Source organism: Microcoleus sp. S13C4 (assembly GCF_036700865.1).
In the GTDB taxonomy this organism is placed as follows: domain Bacteria; phylum Cyanobacteriota; class Cyanobacteriia; order Cyanobacteriales; family Microcoleaceae; genus Microcoleus.
The window spans coordinates 12,145-29,783 of sequence record NZ_JAUBPS010000072.1 but is presented as its reverse complement, the minus strand read 5'-3'; the positions used below and the strand labels follow the sequence as shown (position 1 = coordinate 29,783).

At 45.8% G+C, this 17,639-nt stretch carries 14 protein-coding genes; 7 read left to right on the top strand and 7 right to left on the bottom strand.

Annotated elements, in window-relative coordinates:
* Nucleotides 1–207: 207 nt before the first annotated feature.
* Genes QT996_RS23520 through QT996_RS23510 form a run of 3 tightly spaced genes read left to right on the top strand, consistent with a single transcriptional unit; the run spans nt 208 to nt 3,031 of the window.
* The gene (locus QT996_RS23520) at nt 208–2,310 is read left to right on the top strand and encodes a hypothetical protein (protein WP_333049438.1); all 2,103 of its coding nucleotides are present in this window, start codon (nt 208–210) and stop codon (nt 2,308–2,310) included.
* Between the two features lie 8 nt (nt 2,311–2,318).
* On the top strand, nt 2,319–2,645 hold the full coding sequence (locus QT996_RS23515) for a nucleotidyltransferase domain-containing protein (RefSeq protein ID WP_333049436.1): 327 nt from the start codon (nt 2,319–2,321) through the stop codon (nt 2,643–2,645).
* Entirely contained in the window at nt 2,642–3,031 is a 390-nt protein-coding gene (locus QT996_RS23510; RefSeq protein WP_333049435.1) for a HEPN domain-containing protein, read from the top strand. Before QT996_RS23515 ends, QT996_RS23510 begins: the two co-directional genes overlap by 4 nt.
* 70 nt (nt 3,032–3,101) lie before the next feature.
* On the opposite strand, the gene lpdA is transcribed toward QT996_RS23510, so the two are convergent.
* Entirely contained in the window at nt 3,102–4,538 is a 1,437-nt protein-coding gene (lpdA, locus tag QT996_RS23505) for a dihydrolipoyl dehydrogenase (RefSeq protein ID WP_333049433.1), read from the bottom strand.
* A 445-nt stretch (nt 4,539–4,983) separates the two neighbouring features.
* On the opposite strand from lpdA, the gene QT996_RS23500 reads away from it, so the two are divergent.
* Nucleotides 4,984–5,262 carry a hypothetical protein gene (locus QT996_RS23500; RefSeq protein ID WP_333049432.1) on the top strand — a complete coding sequence of 93 codons (279 nt, stop codon included), beginning with the start codon at nt 4,984–4,986 and terminating at the stop codon, nt 5,260–5,262.
* Nucleotides 5,263–5,660: 398 nt separating this feature from the next.
* Here QT996_RS23500 and QT996_RS23495 read toward each other — a convergent pair whose 3' ends face one another.
* From QT996_RS23495 to QT996_RS23475, 5 genes are all read right to left on the bottom strand, one after another.
* Nucleotides 5,661–7,937 carry a lipopolysaccharide biosynthesis gene (locus QT996_RS23495; protein WP_333049431.1) on the bottom strand — a complete coding sequence of 759 codons (2,277 nt, stop codon included), beginning with the start codon at nt 7,935–7,937 and terminating at the stop codon, nt 5,661–5,663.
* A gap of 167 nt (nt 7,938–8,104) precedes the next feature.
* The gene (locus QT996_RS23490) at nt 8,105–9,682 is read right to left on the bottom strand and encodes a polysaccharide biosynthesis/export family protein (protein ID WP_333049430.1); all 1,578 of its coding nucleotides are present in this window, start codon (nt 9,680–9,682) and stop codon (nt 8,105–8,107) included.
* Between the two features lie 130 nt (nt 9,683–9,812).
* Nucleotides 9,813–10,523, bottom strand: coding sequence for a cyanoexosortase B system-associated protein (locus tag QT996_RS23485; protein WP_333049428.1), 711 nt, complete (start codon nt 10,521–10,523; stop codon nt 9,813–9,815).
* Between the two features lie 8 nt (nt 10,524–10,531).
* The gene (gene crtB / locus QT996_RS23480) at nt 10,532–11,407 is read right to left on the bottom strand and encodes a cyanoexosortase B (protein WP_333049440.1); all 876 of its coding nucleotides are present in this window, start codon (nt 11,405–11,407) and stop codon (nt 10,532–10,534) included.
* A 262-nt stretch (nt 11,408–11,669) separates the two neighbouring features.
* The gene (locus QT996_RS23475; RefSeq protein WP_333049426.1) at nt 11,670–12,797 is read right to left on the bottom strand and encodes a DegT/DnrJ/EryC1/StrS family aminotransferase; all 1,128 of its coding nucleotides are present in this window, start codon (nt 12,795–12,797) and stop codon (nt 11,670–11,672) included.
* A gap of 209 nt (nt 12,798–13,006) precedes the next feature.
* Between QT996_RS23475 and QT996_RS23470 the strand changes: the two genes are divergently transcribed.
* The 3 genes from QT996_RS23470 (at nt 13,007) to QT996_RS23460 (ending at nt 15,357) form a co-directional block, all read left to right on the top strand.
* A complete protein-coding gene (locus QT996_RS23470) occupies nt 13,007–14,044 on the top strand; it encodes an NADP(H)-dependent aldo-keto reductase (RefSeq protein ID WP_333049425.1) in 1,038 nt (345 codons plus the stop codon).
* Nucleotides 14,045–14,224: 180 nt separating this feature from the next.
* On the top strand, nt 14,225–14,422 hold the full coding sequence (locus tag QT996_RS23465) for a hypothetical protein (RefSeq protein WP_333049423.1): 198 nt from the start codon (nt 14,225–14,227) through the stop codon (nt 14,420–14,422).
* Between the two features lie 587 nt (nt 14,423–15,009).
* Complete coding sequence (locus tag QT996_RS23460; RefSeq protein ID WP_333049421.1) at nt 15,010–15,357, top strand: hypothetical protein; 348 nt, start codon at nt 15,010–15,012, stop codon at nt 15,355–15,357.
* A 202-nt stretch (nt 15,358–15,559) separates the two neighbouring features.
* Here QT996_RS23460 and uvrB read toward each other — a convergent pair whose 3' ends face one another.
* Complete coding sequence (gene uvrB / locus QT996_RS23455; RefSeq protein WP_333049420.1) at nt 15,560–17,572, bottom strand: excinuclease ABC subunit UvrB; 2,013 nt, start codon at nt 17,570–17,572, stop codon at nt 15,560–15,562.
* Nucleotides 17,573–17,639 lie beyond the last annotated feature (67 nt).

Genomic DNA, 17,639 nt, shown 5'->3' with positions numbered 1-17,639 from the left:
ATATGAGGACGACCAGACATTGTAATTCTCTCCTTTACTTTTTACACAAGTCTATCACATCTTTAAAAAAATGGTATAAGAGTTAATTCTAAGGAAGCTGATGAACTTGCTAATGACCAGTCCCTTGGAACCGCCCCACCTGATCTACAGCTCGATCCTGGTAGGCTGATTATTTTAATTGGGGAAATGGGTGCGGGGAAATCACTGATGGCAGAGCGCCTCTTTCAAAGAGCAATTCAACAGTTAATAAAGGATATTAATGCTCCCATACCTATCTACATAGAAGCATGGCAGTTACAACCTCAAAAACCGCTTTGTAAAGTTGTAGAAGAAGCTGCCAGTAGTATAGGCTATCCACAAACTCAAGGCGCTGTAGTGATTATTGATAGAACAGATGAAGTTGAAAGAAGCCTGGCTTCCAGGATATTGAGAGAAGCTAGAATTCTTGTCAACGTATGGCAAAAAACTACAATCATTATTACTAGCAGACCAATCCCAGACTTTGCAGAAGCAGAAGAATCAGTTATTGTACCACCGCTTTCTAATGAAGAGGCATATACTTTAATTAATCGGCTTGCCGGAAAAACTGTCACTTGCATGGTTCAAAATTCGGCACAATCAGTCCTAAATGCTATCCATAGACCTCTTTTTGCTGTGCTGGTAGGTATTTATCTGCGAGACCAGAATGGCAGACTACCACGTTCAAAAGAAAATTTATTATCCAGCCTTGTGGAACGCTCCCTGCGTCTGGTACATCTAGAAGAGAAAAGGATTGTGCAACTGCTGCAACAGCTTGCAATCCTTTCTGTAGACGGTGGCGGTGCTCCTATTCCTGCTAACAAAGTTGCATCGTGGTCTGAGCGACAAGAACTTTTAAATTCTAGGCTTGTCGTTGAGCATTCTGAACACTTGAGATTTTCACTCCCAATGCTCACCCAATGGTTTGCAAAAGAGAGTTTAGCGACTGGCAAGCCTGACCCTAACGAACTAGCAAGCGAGATAGAGCGACTTGAGCGTTGGCGATACCCTTTGATTCTTGCTACTGCTACCCTCGACAGTGACAAAGTATCAAGATTTCTTGTGGCGATTGCTGAAAGATATCCTGCAATAGCTGCTGAAATTGTGAATGAAGCACTGGTAGATGCGAACATCACAAATGAAACTTCACTGCCCCAATCGCTTGAACTTGGGCGACAGGTACGAACGGCTATGCAAGCTTGGATAAATGGTATTGCCTCAATCGCTCAATTGATTGCAGGAGTCCGAGAAGATGGTACACTTCCGCCAATAGGTGTTCGTATCAGTAAGAAGCGCTTAGATATCGATCTACCAATAGATTTTGATATAATTGAAAGCAAGGTTGAAATTGCTAGATATATTGGGAATAATGTTCGCCCTGATGTCTTTAAGTTGGATTTAGACTTGACAAATCCAGAAGATTTGCTGAAAAATGGTTTTGACTGGTATAGAAGCCCTGCGCTTCAGCAGCAGTCGTGTTGGCCTTGGAAATGGACACAGCAAACACTTGTTGAGTCACTTTCTGCTTTATTGCAAAAATTCAGATTGCCGATCGATCGAGGTATTCTTGTGCAGGAAGGGGCGTGGCGGGCAGCATTGTTGATTACTAAAAGATACTCAAATGGGTCATTACATTATTCCCCCATTCCATTAGCAGAGATAGAACAATGCTTAGATAAATTTGACCGTGTGTTTAGAGAGGAGATACTGGGAATAGGGGTAGACCAACACCTTTTCGATCTACTTGTGATGGAGATAGATCGTCTTCATATAGAGGAAAAAAAAGAGTTAAGCTCTCCGTGGTTTAGTATAAAACAATTATCTCCTGAGCAAATACTTGTACAGGCAAGAGATATTTACACTCAGGCAATTGAGACATATCAGAAAATAGTCACACAGTGGTTCCCAAATTTTTCGGATAGCTTGCAAACAATGGCATTACTACCAGCTCAAATTGCAGGTGTAGTTATCCCACCATCTCTAAATAGAAGTCAAGCAGGTGTCAGTTGGTATTGGAACCCTTTACCCCCTGGTAGCTTAAGTAAAGTTGACTTTGTTCTCGGCGATCGTCCTATATCTGGAGAAGAAAATTGTTTTAGTTTAGCCTTCAAGCAACTATATTACCAGCGTCCCCAAGTATTAGAGCGGTCTGGAAAGAGAATGACTGTGCATGCAATAGACCCTACAATATTCTGTCTAAGACCTGTGACTGAGCTAGTTTACAATTGGCTGTGGAATGACCTTAAGCGAATCTTTTGGGTGAAAGGAGAACTAAAATCCCCAAATTTTTGACAACAAATATGAACATTAACGATAAACTTAAGAACATACTGATGCAACTTCGATCGCACTTCGAGCAACTCTACGGCGATCGGCTCACCCAAATGGTGCTCTACGGTTCCCAAGCGCGAGGCGATGCACATCCAGACTCAGATATAGATGTTTTAGTAGTTCTGAAAGCGCCAGTTCAAGCGGGCGAAGAAATTGATAGAACTCTTCAGATTGTAGCAGATTTGTCGCTTCAAAATGATGAAGTGATTAGCTGCCAGTTTATGAATGAAGAAAGATTCACTAATTATCAAGGCCCTTTGCTCAGAAATATCCGTAAAGAGGGAATTTTAATATGACATCGGCTCAATTAAACTTACTCGCAAAAGCTCGTCAAAGCCTTTCAGCGGCTAAGTTAATGTTAGAGGGCGAATACCCGGATTATGCAGCCTCTCGCGCCTACTACACTATGTTTTATATCGCCGAAGCATTTTTAGAAGGTGAACGACTATCTTTTTCTAAACATTCCGCAGTCATTAGTGCCTTTGGCCGAGAATTTGCTCGTACAGGAAGAGTTCCTGTTAAGTTTCACCAATACCTCATCAGAGCTCAAGAATTGCGAAATGCTGGAGATTACGGCGAACTTGATGCCGTTACGAGCGATCAAGCCGCAGAATCGATCGCCCAAGCTGAAGAATTTATCGAATTAGCTGAAAATGCGCTCGGCACTCTACCACCGCCCTAAAACAGTATACCGAAATCCCCGACTTTTTCAATAAGTCGGGGATCTAAAACAATAAAACTGCCCCTAGCTATTAATGACTACCCGCTCCAGCCGCCCGTTTAAAGGCCTCATCCAACACTTCCGAAAGCGTCGGGTGAGTGTGCACTCGGAATGCTAAATTGTTAACAGACTCGCGCTGGGCGATCGCATTTGCCGCCTCCTGAATCAAATCCGCAGCGTGCAAACCGAAAATGTGAACTCCCAACAACTCCCCAGTATCTTTCCGGTAAATAACCTTAGCCATACCGTCGGTTTCACCCTCCGCAATAGCCTTAGAATTTCCCTTAAAATAACTCTTGACAGAAGCTACCTCAAACCCTTCAGCTTTTCCTAACTCCTTCGCCGCCGGTTCCGTCATCCCCACATAGCTAATTTCCGGGTGAGTAAACGCCGCCGCCGGGATACTCAAATAGTCAACTTCGCGGGGACGGCCACAAATATTTTCTACTGCAGCAATTCCCTGAGCAGACGCAGAATGCGCTAACATCATCTTGCCATTAACATCGCCGATCGCCCACAAATTCTGCACCGGTTCTCCCGCCGCCAAAACCTGCATCTTATCGTTAACTGGGATATAACCGCGCATCGTTTCTACGCCAACAGTTTCTAACCCCAAATTCTTACTGACAGGAACCCGACCAGTTGCTACCAAACAAGCATCAACTTCCAAAACTTCGACAATTTCCTTAGTCTTGAAATCAGCTAATTCAATAATCACCGGCGAACCAGGAGTAATCTTCTTCGCCAAAACACCTACTTTTGTTTCAATATCGCGGGGTGCAATTAACACTCGTTCTGCCAACTTAGCAATATCGGGGTCAAAAGTCGGCATCAATTGGTCTAAAGCTTCAATCATCGTAATTTCGCAGCCCAGGGCTGTGTAAATATCCGAAAACTCCAAGCCGATATAACCACTGCCAATAATTGCGATCCACTTCGGCAGCGATTCCAACCTGACAGCATCATCGCTGGTAAATACAGTTTTGCCGTCAATTTCTATCCCGGGGGGGACAAAGGGAACCGAACCGGGAGCGAGAATAATATCCTTGGCGGTAATAGTTTTCTCGCCTTTATCGGTTTCGACGGTAATTTTTTGAGCACTGGCAATTTTGCCCCAACCTTGGATGACATCGACGTTCAAACGTTTGAGGCTGTTGGTCAAGTCGCCGCGAAGTTTGCTAACAATAGTGTTAGCGTGATTGGCGATCGCCCCGCGATCGAAATCCACACTGCCCAATTGAATTCCCAAAGTCTTTAGGTGGTGGGCATTCCGCAAATCTCGCACCCGCCCGGAAGCCGCCAACAGCGCCTTCGAGGGAATGCAGCCGCGGTTGACGCAAGTCCCCCCCATGTCCCCTGCTTCGATAATTGCCACTTTCAGCCCGCAGCTAACCGCGTGTATGGCCGCGCCGTGTCCGCCCACGCCAGCGCCGATAATTGCTAAATCGTAATCAAATCCCTGAGTCACCTTAAAATCTCCTAATGCCTTTGAAATCTTAGGACTCAAGCAAAAAACACCGTCTCTCCGTCCTTTCGAGGTGGCGCGTTGCCATCGCAACCTTTGAACAGCGGTAATAGTTGCATAAGTCCTGTCTCCTTATTCTCGACTAGACTAGGGTTAATTAGACAACGAAAGAGCCGTAACTGAGATTTTTTCAGGGTCAATGATTTTGAGCTGGGTTTGCACCAAGTCTCAAATCACTCAGTAGGCGGGTGTACAGTTAAATATAGTTTGAAGGCTGACAATGCCCGCGGCAGGTTTTAGAGAGGGCAGCAAGTTCAGCCACAGGCATTCCCATCGCCCGGTTCAATTCTGTCCTCCTGCTTGTTTTAGTCGGTTTTCATGTCTAATATCTGCACGCGCCGGGGCGGACAGACTTTGTTGGCAAATTTTAGACCCTATGGAGTGGCTTATGACGGATGACGACAACCAGAAAGATTTACGCCGGGCCTCGGCTCAATCATTTTTTGAGTCCCTAGATGAATTGTTCGATTCTATAGAATCGAACAGCAGTCAAGCTGCACAACCTAAATCTCCACCGCCTCCGGCTAAGTCTTCGAGTCAGTCTTCGAGTTTGCCGAAGAAGACTAGACCTGCGAAAATTAATTTGTCGGATTTTGAAGATGCGATCGCCGATTTGGAACAGTTCATCCAGAGCAAACACCAGAAACGCCCGGAATCCAATCAATAGTGCGATGACACATTTTCAAGTAGTGACTGTTAGCGGTTGACTGTTGACAGGCGAAAAATTTTCGACCGAAGTTCAAGCTCCCAGATTCATCTGTGGAGTCAATTTTTAAATCTAAAATCTAAAATCTAAAATCTAAAATCGACTGGCTGTTGACTGTTGAACTCGCCCAAAAACGGAGACTTCCTTGAAGACAGGAGTCGCCCCGATCGCAAAATTTTAGACCCAAGTTCAGCCTCCCTGATTCATCTGTGGAGTCGATTCTAAAATCTAAAATCTAAAATCTAAAATCTAAAATCGACTGACTGTTAACGGTGCTTTCTGCAGAAGCTGCTTAGGTTGCACCCTACAATGTATTCACAATTTGTTGAGGATTGCTTTACAGAATCAAGCCAGATAAATTATCTCAATTTACTATTAATAGCCTTATTTTTAGGCTTGGACTGCTGCGGTAATTCCCTCGATCGCACTTCGATCGCCCGATCGCCGATCGCACTCAAAGGCAACTCCAATTCATCAAGATCATTGCGGAACTTGACCGGAATGTCAGCACCGTTAATAATCGCTCCCAATAGCCGCGGCCCGGATTTATGCGACTCCTCATCCTCAGATTCCAGCAACTGATCTGCCGCCTCAGACAACATACTAGACAAAGTGTAACCAGGCCGCGCCACCAAAATCATACCGTCCGTGTACGGTTCCAGCGTCAGCGCGTCGTTGCACTCGCTCAAAGCCGGAGAATCCACCACCACAAAATCAAAGCGGTTGCGAACATCCTCAAACAACCTCCGCATTTCGCTCGATTCGAGTACGGCGGAAGCCTGCCGCAAAAAGCCGGGACTCGGCACGACGTATAGGTTCTCTACCTCTGCAACCAAAAGGACGCACTCGCTAATATTGCCGTAATAGTGCAAAGGTTCCACAGTCGCCAGAGGATCAGGAGCAATTTTCAAAGATTCAACGTTAGAAGGCGATCGCAAATCTGCTTCAATTAGCAAAGTCCGTTTACCCGATCGAGCCGACGCAATTGCCAAATTATAAGCACTAAAACTTTTCCCCTCCAAAGGCGCCGCCGAAGTCAGCAACACCACCTTCACAGGTTTGCTCCCGATCCGGCGCAAATTAGTACGCAACCGCTCATAAAATTCCAAATAGGGAGAATTTACCTCTAGGGCGAGCGGCATTTCATCGCCGTAAGAATCAAACACCGTCACTTCAGGCAAAACTGCCAGTATCGGCACCTCTTTTTCCACCAAAGCCGCCCGCACTTCTTCCCAACTGTAAAACTTGCCGTTGAGCATCCCCAACAAAAATATCAATCCGCCGCCCAGCAGCAATCCCACAAATCCCCCCACCGCCAGCATCACGGGCAAACCTCTCTTGTTTGACTCAACGTCATCAGTTTGTGGCCATTGGGCGATTCTCAAACTCCCCGTTGTCTCAGCTACCGCCGCCTCAGCATCTACCAAAGCCGACTGCATCTTGTCGTAGAGAGCTTTTTTGAACGCCACTTGCTGGGCCAAACGGGCTTGTTCTAACTGCTTGTTGGGGATTGTGGCGTGTTCCCGACGCAATTCTTTTTCAGTTTTCTCGATTCCTTGGAGTTGCTGTTGCGCCGCATCCCGCTGCGTTTGCAAAGCAATCAAAGTTTGAGCTAACTGCTGTCTGGCCGGATCTAAAGAAGAGTCTACCCGAATTCGATCGGCACTTCTGAGCGGAGCAGCCACCCCGTTACCGCCGAGTACCTCCGATTGCCGCTGCTGCAACTGCTGCTCAAAAGCTTGTTTTTGTTTGAGCAATTCTACAATTTTCGGGTGTTCCTCCTGCAAGTCGCTGCGGAGAATTTTGAGCTGAGATTCGATCGAAAACAATTGCACTCGCAGTTGGGCAATAATTGGATCGGCAGAGAGTGCTTGAGCGACGTAAGCTTGCTCCACATTCAATCCCAAGCGATCCTGCAAACTATTAATTTGAGCTTCAATTCCTCCCAACTGCACGCGGAGTTGCCGCTGCTGCTGTTGGCTGGTGGTAATCGCTTGCGGCAAAGCACCGCTCTGAGCTGCTAAAATTGAAGTTCCTTCTCGTTTTTCGTAGGATTCAAGTTTTGCTTCCGTCTCTCGGAGTTCCTCAGTTACTTGCGGCAAACGCTTGTTAATTTGGGCGATCGTGTCACGCAGTCTAGAAGTATTAAGAGTTTCGCTGCGAGCCACCATTTCGAGCATCAGCGTCTCTACTACCTTTACTGCTTTTTGGCGATCGGCATTTTTGTACAATACTTGAATCAAAGCGCTGGGGTCATTATTCTTACTGGGCATCTTTACTTGCACATCTTTTGCTAACTTTTTAGCCAAAGCTTGTACTTTTTTTGCCAATTCTTCTTGGTTTAATTTTTGTTCGGGTTTGATGAGTTTTTCTGCGGCTGGTTTAATCACCCTTGTATCCAGCAGCATATCTTTAGTTATTTCTTGTCCTTCCTGTTGAATTTTAGTAGTAGTCGATGAAAAAATCACGCTCGGTCTGTCGTAAGCCAGCGTACCTATTGCAACGTAAACTGGCGCCGCCTTTGGCTGAACAGCCACTACTCCCGACACGCCCACAGTCACCGCGAGAGTAGCCAGTCCCACCCACTTGTATTGGTCGAAAGCAATTAAATAACGTTTAACAACGGATAAAGTCATAAGGATTTTAGATTTTAGATTTTAGATTGCTAATTGTTAACGATAACTAATGATTGCTGACAAATGATACCCATTTCTCAAAAAGCTGCAACTGTAGGTAAGTTGTAAACGCATATCGCATAAGTCATTCCCCATCGAAAATCAAAAATCGAAAATAGTATGACTACCTATTTATTATTACGTGACGGCCCGAACAAATCTGTTACCCCATTTCTCAACTGCTCAAAGAACAGAATAAATCCCAAAGTATCGCGGAATGGTCGAGTAAAAGTATTGATTACATAACCAATGCGCTCTATCAAATTCCTACCAATCACAATCACATCATTATCTTCGAGCATCGGGTTCTGAGAAACATTGCCCTCCAAAGCAGCTTTAGCATCTATCGAACGGTTGATTGCTCTACCTTGCTTTTCGTCGAACCGAATCAGGGCTATTTTCCGCAAGTCAGCAAGATTAACAGGCAAGTTGTTGAGAGCATCCAAAAACCTGCTGCCATTTTCTACGTAGAACGAGGTCAAACCACCACTAGCGTAACTCAAAACTCGAACGTAGATCCTGGGTTTAATCAGAGTAGACCGCGAAACCAGAGCTTTGTCGTAGTCTAGGTTTTTGGTACTAGCGTCCAATTCCGGGATGACAATCACATCTCCCGATGCCAAAGGAAAATCGAACAAATCGTTACCGTTTGCTAGGGGAGTGTAGAGGTCGATTGGTTCCTCCACCGAGGAGCCGTCTACCGTAGTCCGTCGCACTCGCACAGCCCGTAAATCGGCTTTTCCCGTGACTCCCCCCGCAACCAGCAAAGCAGCCGAAATTCGACCAGAACCCGCCGGAAGCGTGTAAAAACCCGGTTTGCTGACTTCTCCGGTGATAGTGATTTGGACGGGAACAGCAGCAGCAGCGAGGCTGTACCTGGATGCTAAATCTTGATCGGATTTGCGATCGGGCGTAACCTGTTTATACGGTACGACGATCGCATCTCCATCTTCCAAACGCAAATCCGGCGGAGCAATACCAGTTTGCAACGGTGTCAAAATATCAACAACTTGCTCCACGACAGCACCTCCCGGTAGAGTCCGCCGCACCCGCACCCCTCGCAGTTCCGCCGTAGGATTAGTCCCAGCAGCAGCCGCCAGAGCCGCAGGAAGCTGGGGGGTTTGCAGTGGATAAAAACCCGGTCTGGCCACTTCCCCCGTCACCGTCACCACTACCGGGCGCTGAATCAGCAAAGCAGCAGAGACTTGAGGATTTTTGATAAATTGGCCAAAGCGCTCCCGGAGGCGCTGCTGTGATTCTTCGACGGTAAGACCACGCACATTTACTGTTCCGATTAGCGGCAGTACAATTACCCCTTCAGGGCTGATTGCACCCGTAAAACCTAGCTCTGGGAAGCGCTGAACTTGAACAGAAATCTGGTCTCCCGGGCCCAGGCGGTAGGGCCGATTGCGAAAAGCTGGGTTAATATCCCGGTTAAAGTTGGCAGGTGGCGGTGGCGGGACCCGCAAGGGCGGTGGCGCCACGAGTTTCTCGTCTCTTGGAACAACAGATTGAGCTAAAGCCGTTTCCGAAAAATTTTTGCTATTAAAACCCCAGAATACAGCAGCAAAAGATAGAGTCCAAGCAGTTGAATACAGACCTGCCAAGGAAAAAGCAAGGCGATTTTTAATTGTGGATTTTTCCCGCATTTTGAGAGGATTTAAAAAAGTAATATTTTGAATAATGACCTGAGTTGTAAGTTTCATCTAACATATAGGGAGGAGAAAAAACAATAAGATATTTGAGGGGCGAGTTGAATCCGGATATTTACTAGGAAGCAGTTGATTTTGGCAAAAACGGCCCACGCCCTAGGCTGATTTATTTGCACCTACCTGCTTACTGAAACCGAAAAGTTTCTGTAATTAATTTAGCCTGAACAATTTTGCCCAGAGATTCCATCAATGGTTGAGCTATCTTAATCTCACCCTGCGGTTGAATGGGAAGGATGATACTGACAGCAACCCAAGACGCGCGGCGGTTCGAGAGTCTAGCAATGCTGTCTTCCCAAAACCAACGGCTGGTTGCTGGAGAACCACCGTTAGGCCAAGCGTACCACTGCACGACAGCAAAAGTTTGTTGGCGAGTCCAGCTTCGGAAAAACCTCGCCTCGACAGTAGGCGGTGGCTGGCCGGGTATTGGTGTTAATTTAACTGTAAATCTCAAAGTGCGATGAGAATCGGTTTGCCATCGGTGAAATCCATCGATATCTAGCCATTCCACTTGGGGCTGGTTTTTGGGGTAATTTTGAGGCAACAGCAATAAAATGGCAATTGTGCGATCATTTTTAATTTCTTCAACTAACCATCTGTGACCGCCAATTTGGACGTTATTCTGAACGGCTATAACCTGCCACCCAGGAATTTTTATCCCGTTTTGGCGCAAACTTCTTAATTCCTTAAGGTTGGCAAGGGTTGGTGGGTTTGTCCAAGGCCACCTTCCCGTCGCGTAGCCGGGAATTGCTACTGCTCCCACTAATACCAGCAAAAACACCAGTACCATAATTTTAGATAATTGATACCGTCGCAGTAGTTTCTGTGCTGAAATCATCTGTTTTATTAATTGCCAGACTGACTTGGGAAATACTTTTCCATCCCGTTGAGGAGAAGTACCAATAGCCCTAGTATACAAGCAGAATACAAATCTCCTCCCCATCCGGCGTGCAGCCAAGTAAAAAGCGCCTCTCTTTGGGTTCCGTGAAAGTAAGTTAGTACAGTGTTGCGGAAAATGTTGGAAGTGATGCTAATAATGGATGTACTAACTAAAAACAAAAGGCTTTTTTTGCGAGAGTTCCAAACTCCAGTCCAATCCAGCAGAATTAAGCTGACATAAAGACTGGTAAACAGCATTTTCAAGCCTGCACAGTGCGGAGCAACTTCTACAATGCGCTCGTTTACGTACAGATAAATTTCTTCCACTCTCACGTTGATACCAATCTTAATTAATATCCAGCCTGATGTTTCAGCAATGAATTGCTGTAAGGGCAAGGCGTAGGGTTCTATGAGGTAAGGAATGTGGTTCGGCGAGGCCAGAAATACGAATAAAAGCGGCCTCGCCTGCAATTGTAAGCCGGGAATTCCTTTTAAAGATAAGCAAATGCTTGCCAGCATTACGGGGAGGGATAAATTTACTAAATCGCTCAAGCGACTCAGATAAAAAAGCGTCGCTAGTACCAGCAAAAAGCCTCCCAAAGGATGCGGTGAGTTGGGCAAGCTGCGCCAGCACTTTCGGTTCATCCAAGCAATATAAGCTGCGTAGGGCAAACCAATTAGTCCGTGGCTGAAATATTCGTGTTCGATGCTGATGCTTTTGTTGAGCCAGCCGTCGTACCAGTGTACTAGCAGGGGGGCGTACAGCAGCACTAGCAGCACCGTGATACCTTCCCCCAGGAGGTATCGCTTGAAAACAATGCGAATTCTGCGCTGGATGTGCATGGTTTGAGAAGTTTTAAGATTGCCGCGCTGGATTCGCAACGCTTTCGGGTTTTAAACTGTGAGTTAAAGATTTGTTAATTCCCCACCAAAACGCTTGGAGAACCGCACCCTACTACTTGAAACACCTCCAGCATAAGTTTTATAAAAAATTAGCAATTCAATGATATAGCAATCCTTGCAGGAGTCGTAAATTTTTTACCCCACCCCAACCCTCCCCTTACTAAGGGGAGGGAGTAAGAAATTCAAAAATGATTTAGGATTGCTATAGTTCGATCGCCCGAACAACTTGCTCGATCTGAGTATTGCTCAATCCGGGATACATTGGCAATGATAAAATTTGTTGGCACAGGGTTTCTGCGTGGGGGAAGTCGCCCCGATTCCCTAAGTTTTGGTAGGCGGGTTGCAGGTGACAAGGTACGGGATAGTGTATACCTGTTTGAATGCCCTGTTGGGCGAGTTTTTCCTGAAGAATGTTGCGGTCGATCGAGCTTTCCTCAGTAATTTTGATAACATAGAGGTGATAAATGTGACCGCTGCTGCTGTGGTTGGCGATCGGTACAATGCCTTTGTGTTTCAATGGTGCTAGTAGAGTATTGTAGTGTTGAGCAGCGGCGGTGCGATCGCGATTCCATTTTTCTAAGTAAGGCAATTTAACATTGAGCACGGCGGCTTGCAAATTGTCGAGGCGGCTGTTGGTACCAATTTCTGTGTGTAAATATTTGCTTGGTGCTCCGTAATTGCGGAGAGTTCGCATTTTTTCTGCGAGTTGTGCATCATTAGTAATTAACATCCCGCCGTCGCCAAAAGAACCGAGATTTTTGCTGGGATAAAAGCTGAATGCTGCTGCTTTACCAATGGAACCCGCGCGGTATCCTTCTCTCTCGGCTAAGTGCGCTTGGGCGGCATCTTCAAATATGATTAAATCGTGGCGGTTCGCAAAATCTAAAAGCTGCCGAGGCGATACCATTTGACCGTAAAGGTGTACGGGGATAATTGCTGTAGTTTTCGAGGTAACTGCTGTTTCGGCTGCTGTGAGGTCAATCAGGGCGGTTTCCGGGTCACAATCTACAAGAATAGGTATAGCTTTGGCTTGGAGGACGGCGATCGCGGTGGCGATAAAAGTGTTAGCGGGTATGATAATTTCGTCGCCCGGATTAATGCCGCAAGCTTGGAGCCCCAGTGCGATCGCATCTGTTCCGCAAGCCACTCCTACGCCGTATTTTACTTCAGAAGCTGCTGCAAATGCTGTTTCAAATTCCGCGACTGCTTGGCCTAAAATAAAGTCTCCTTCCTGGATAATTTTTCTAATTGCTTCTGCTATTTGGGATTGGATTGGTTGGTGTTGCAAGGAGAGATTTACAAACGGAACTTTGGGCTGGCGGTTACTCATAAACTATCAGGACGTAATTATTTATATTAACATTTAAGTGCAAATAGCTTTTCAAAAATTTTAACCGCCGAGGGCGCAGAGTAGCATAGAGAAAATGGATCTTTTTTACAGAAGAGCTGCGCCTCATGTCGTTTTTTGTGAGTGAGCAACTAAATGAAACTTTTTCTGTAATATAGAAGCAGATAATTTTGCAGCAAGTAATCGCAATCATGGAATACAAAAAACTCGGCGACAGCGACTTATCAGTATCTAAAATTTGTTTGGGTACGATGACTTACGGCCAGCAGAACACCGTTGAGGAAGCGGCCGAACAGCTCGATTTGGCAATTGAGAGAGGCATCAACTTTATCGATACGGCAGAAATGTATCCCGTCCCTGGAAAGCCGGAAACTCAGGGCAAAACAGAGGAACATATCGGGGAATGGTTGGTGAAACAGCAGCGGGATAAAGTCATTATAGCGACTAAAGTAGCGGGCAGAAGCACTCGCTTAAAGTGGATTCGGGAAGGGAAAAATCAGATCGATCGCCCAAATGTCGAAAAAGCCCTGAATGACAGCCTGAAGCGCTTGCAAACTGACTACATCGACCTGTATCAGATCCACTGGCCCGATCGCTACGTCCCGCTATTTGGTGCCCCGGATTACGACATCTCGCAAGAACACGAAACAGTCCCGATTTTGGAACAGTTAGAGGTATTTGCTGACTTGATTAAAGCTGGGAAAATCCGCTATTTGGGTTTGAGTAACGAGACACCTTGGGGAGTTTGCGAGTTTTGCACGTTGGCGGAAAAACACGGTTTGCCGAAAGTTGTTTCGATTCAGAATGCTTTCAGTTTGAGCAATCGGACATTTCACCTAAATTTAGCAGAAACTTGCCGTTTTAAGAATGTCGGATTGATGGCTTATAGTCCTTTGGCATTTGGGCTGTTAACGGGTAAATACTTGAAGGGAATCCCCGAAAATTCGCGGTTGGCTTTATTTGCGGGATTTGGTCAGCGTTACGATAAAACTAATCTGAATGATGCCGTGAAAGCGTATGTTGAGATTGCGGGGAAACATGGGATAAGTCCAGCGCAGATGGCTTTGGCGTATGTGCGATCGCGCTGGTTTGTAACTAGCACAATTATCGGTGCAACAAGTCTCGAACAGTTGGAGGAAAATATCGGTAGTTTGGAGGTGAAGTTGGATCGGGAGATTATAGCGGAAATCGATGCGGTACACGCTAAATATCCTAATCCGACACCGTAAGTTTATTAGTAGGTTGGGTTGAGGTAACAAAACCCAACTTACTACTTTAATATGCGAAAATTACATAGACAGAACTTAGGCACTCCGCCAAAGAAACCGGGTTTTTTAGTGAATCTGCCGGCTGTAACGAAGTTTTATCGCAAAAAACCCCGTTTCTGAGTTCCCCTGCGTAAGTTTTAGTTGAGGAAGTTTGCAACTTCTGGTTGGGAAAAGGTTTTTGAATGCGATCGCACTCAAGTATTAGATGTGCTGAGACGTTTTCTTCAGGAAATGATGCAGCTAGCTGTAGATAAGGGTTACATCACGCTTGAAGAGAAGGAGGAATTTATTCGTCCGGCTTTTGCTAGCAGTACCGATGTTGTGGTATTGAGCAAGTAGTTTTTTTGGTGGTGTTTTGGGCGATCGACCTTTTTTTTATATTTCTGAAACCCTTGCCATATCTGCCCGCAATCAATTCACTCAGGTTTCAATTCTTAATAAAGATTTAGGTTAATTGTGGCATCCATTTTACCGATAGCCCGGTAGACTGCGCTATTCAAGCCTATTAGATTAAAGCGGCATCGGATGTCGGCAAATTGAGGTTGAGTTGGCATCCACTTTACCCATAGCCCCGTATATGCGGTTATTCAAGCGTATTAGATTAAAGCCGCATCGAATGTCGGCAATCGGATGTTTAAATCTCCGTAATAAAGAAAACAAACGGTCTTATTTATTGCTTGACAACTAACCTTGCGAATGTTAAATTCTTAAAATACAAGCTCAAACAAAACTTCCTCACATTCCCAAGTGTAAGAAAGACCACACTTTAATGTATTGTAGTTTTTGCAATAGCAAATCATATCTGATACGGAAAAGGCCCGCCTGAAGTAACGATTCAGACAGAGGCCTTGCTTTAGCTAGCAAACTCCCGGTGGTTTGACATCTCAACTTCAGACCACCACAAGTTCATCTAACTTTTGAAATATATGCCCCACAATTATACTCCACAATGCGAGTTGTTGTACACCAACCTTCGGCAGACTAAGAAAACCCTCTGTGTTTTGGCAGAGTCGAACCGCGCTTTAGCGGAGTCGTACTGCGCTTTGGCGGAGTGGAACCGCAGTCTGCTTGAGCAAAACGAAGCAAAGGATGAAACTATCAAAGCTAAGGATAAAACTATCCAATCCTTTGAGCAAAAAGTCCTTGAACAGCAAAAAGAAATAGATGACTTGAGGCGCGAACGTGATTGGCAGCCTAATGCCTGGGATAACGATGGTTCATCAAATGCAGATTGTCACGATCGCGAATATGCAGCATATCGACTAAGAATCTGATAGAAAGTGCGATCGCCCTTCCCATCCAGAAAATAGGACAATGGTAAAGGGCGATCGCACTTCACCTAAATGCTTAATACGATCGCACTTTTTGCTGTTTTTCCTGCAAAAACTCTGCAAAGTCCCAGACTTCTGCAATTCATCAGCGTTTATCTGCGTGCATCTGCGGTTAAAAACTCCCCTCAATTCCCTGACAACAAGCTTAATGCCCCAATAGCTTATCCCGCAAATGCTTAATACGATCGCGCAATTTACCCGCCTCCTCAAACTCCAACTTCTTAGCCGCCGCCTTCATCTGCGCTTCCAACCGCCCGATTAACTGAGGAATCTCATCCAAAGATAACTCGTTTACCTGTTCGTAAACCTCCTCCAACTGCTGAGAATTCAGCTTGCGCGACACATCCAAAAATGCCAAAATCGCATTACTCGATCGCTTTTTCGCGATCGGCTGCGGCGTAATCCCGTGCATCTTATTGTACGCTAGCTGAATCCCCCGGCGTCGATCCGTTTCGTCGATCGCCTTAACCATACTATCCGTCAAATTATCCGCGTACAGAATAGCCTGTCCCTGAACGTGCCGCGCCGCCCTTCCAATCGTTTGAATCAACGAACGTCCCGATCGCAAAAACCCCTCTTTATCCGCATCCAAAATTACCACCAGCGAAACTTCCGGCAAATCCAAACCTTCCCGCAGCAAGTTAACACCAATCAATACATCAAACTTACCATCCTGCAAATCTTGGATAATTTCGATGCGTTGAATCGACTGAATTTCCGAGTGCAAATACCGGACTTTAATAGCCCTCTCCTGCAAATATTCCGTTAAATCTTCCGCCATCCGCTTGGTTAAAGTCGTCACCAAAACTCGCTCGTCCCGACTTACTCTCTCCTTGATTTCCCCCAACAAATCATCAATTTGTCCTTCCGTCGGGCGCACGAAAATTGTCGGATCTATTACTCCTGTAGGGCGAATTACTTGCTCTGCAACTCTGCCTTCCGATATTTCCATTTCCCAATCCCCAGGCGTAGCAGAAACAAAGATGCACTGATTTTCTTTTGCCCAAAATTCCTCAGCTTTTAAAGGGCGGTTATCTGCCGCGCTGGGCAAACGAAAACCGTGTTCGATCAATACTTTCTTGCGCGCTTGGTCGCCGTTGTACATCCCCCGAATTTGCGGCACTGTGACGTGAGATTCATCAATCACCAACATCCAATCTTTCGGAAAATAATCAATCAAACATTCGGGCGGTTCCCCGGCATTTCTCCCTGCTAAATGCCGCGAATAATTCTCGACTCCGTTGCAGTAACCTACCTCGCGCAGCATTTCTAAATCGTAGCGGGTGCGCTGTTCCAACCGCTGAGCTTCTAATAGTTTCCCCTGTTTTTCAAATTCTGCCAGTCGGTCTTCTAATTCGAGTTCTATTCCTTGACAAGCCGCCTCTAATTTATCTTCTGCCGTGACAAAGTGGCGCGCTGGATAGATATTTAAAGCCGTTGAACTTTGCAGGATTTTACCTGTTACGGGGTCAACGTAGCGAATGGCATCGATTTCGTCGCCGAAGAATTCAACGCGAATAATTCTATCTTCGTAAGCGGGGCCAATTTCCAAAACATCGCCTTTGACGCGAAATTTGCCTCTGCCTAAATCTATATCGTTGCGGCTGTATTGGACGTTAACTAAATCTCGCAAAACTTGCCGCTGGTTGACTTCCATTCCTACTCGCAAAGGAATAGCAGCTTTCAGGTATTCTGCGGGCATTCCCAAACCGTAGATGCAGCTAATTGAAGCAACTACAATTACGTCGCGGCGTTCAAAGAGCGATCGCGTGGCTGAGTGCCGCAGCATATCGATCTCGTCGTTAATTGCTGCCGTTTTCTCAATGAAAGTATCGGTGACGGCGATGTATGCTTCAGGTTGGTAGTAGTCGTAATAACTGACAAAGTATTCGACTGCATTGTTGGGGAAAAAATTTCGCAGTTCGTTGCACAGTTGAGCTGCTAGGGTTTTGTTGTGTGCTAGGACTAAGGTGGGTCTGCCGACTTTTTCAATCACCGAGGCAATGGAGAAGGTTTTGCCCGTACCTGTGGCACCGAGTAAGGTTTGAAATCGATCGCCCGCTTCGATGCCTTTGACGAGTTGCTTAATCGCTAGCGGTTGGTCGCCTGTGGGCTGGAAGGGCGCTTGCAATTGAAAAGATGCTGCCGCAGTTACCATAGGAAAATGTAGCTATTACCCATAAATCTTAACAAAAATGCAGAGATTCTGCCATTTCGTTAAAAAA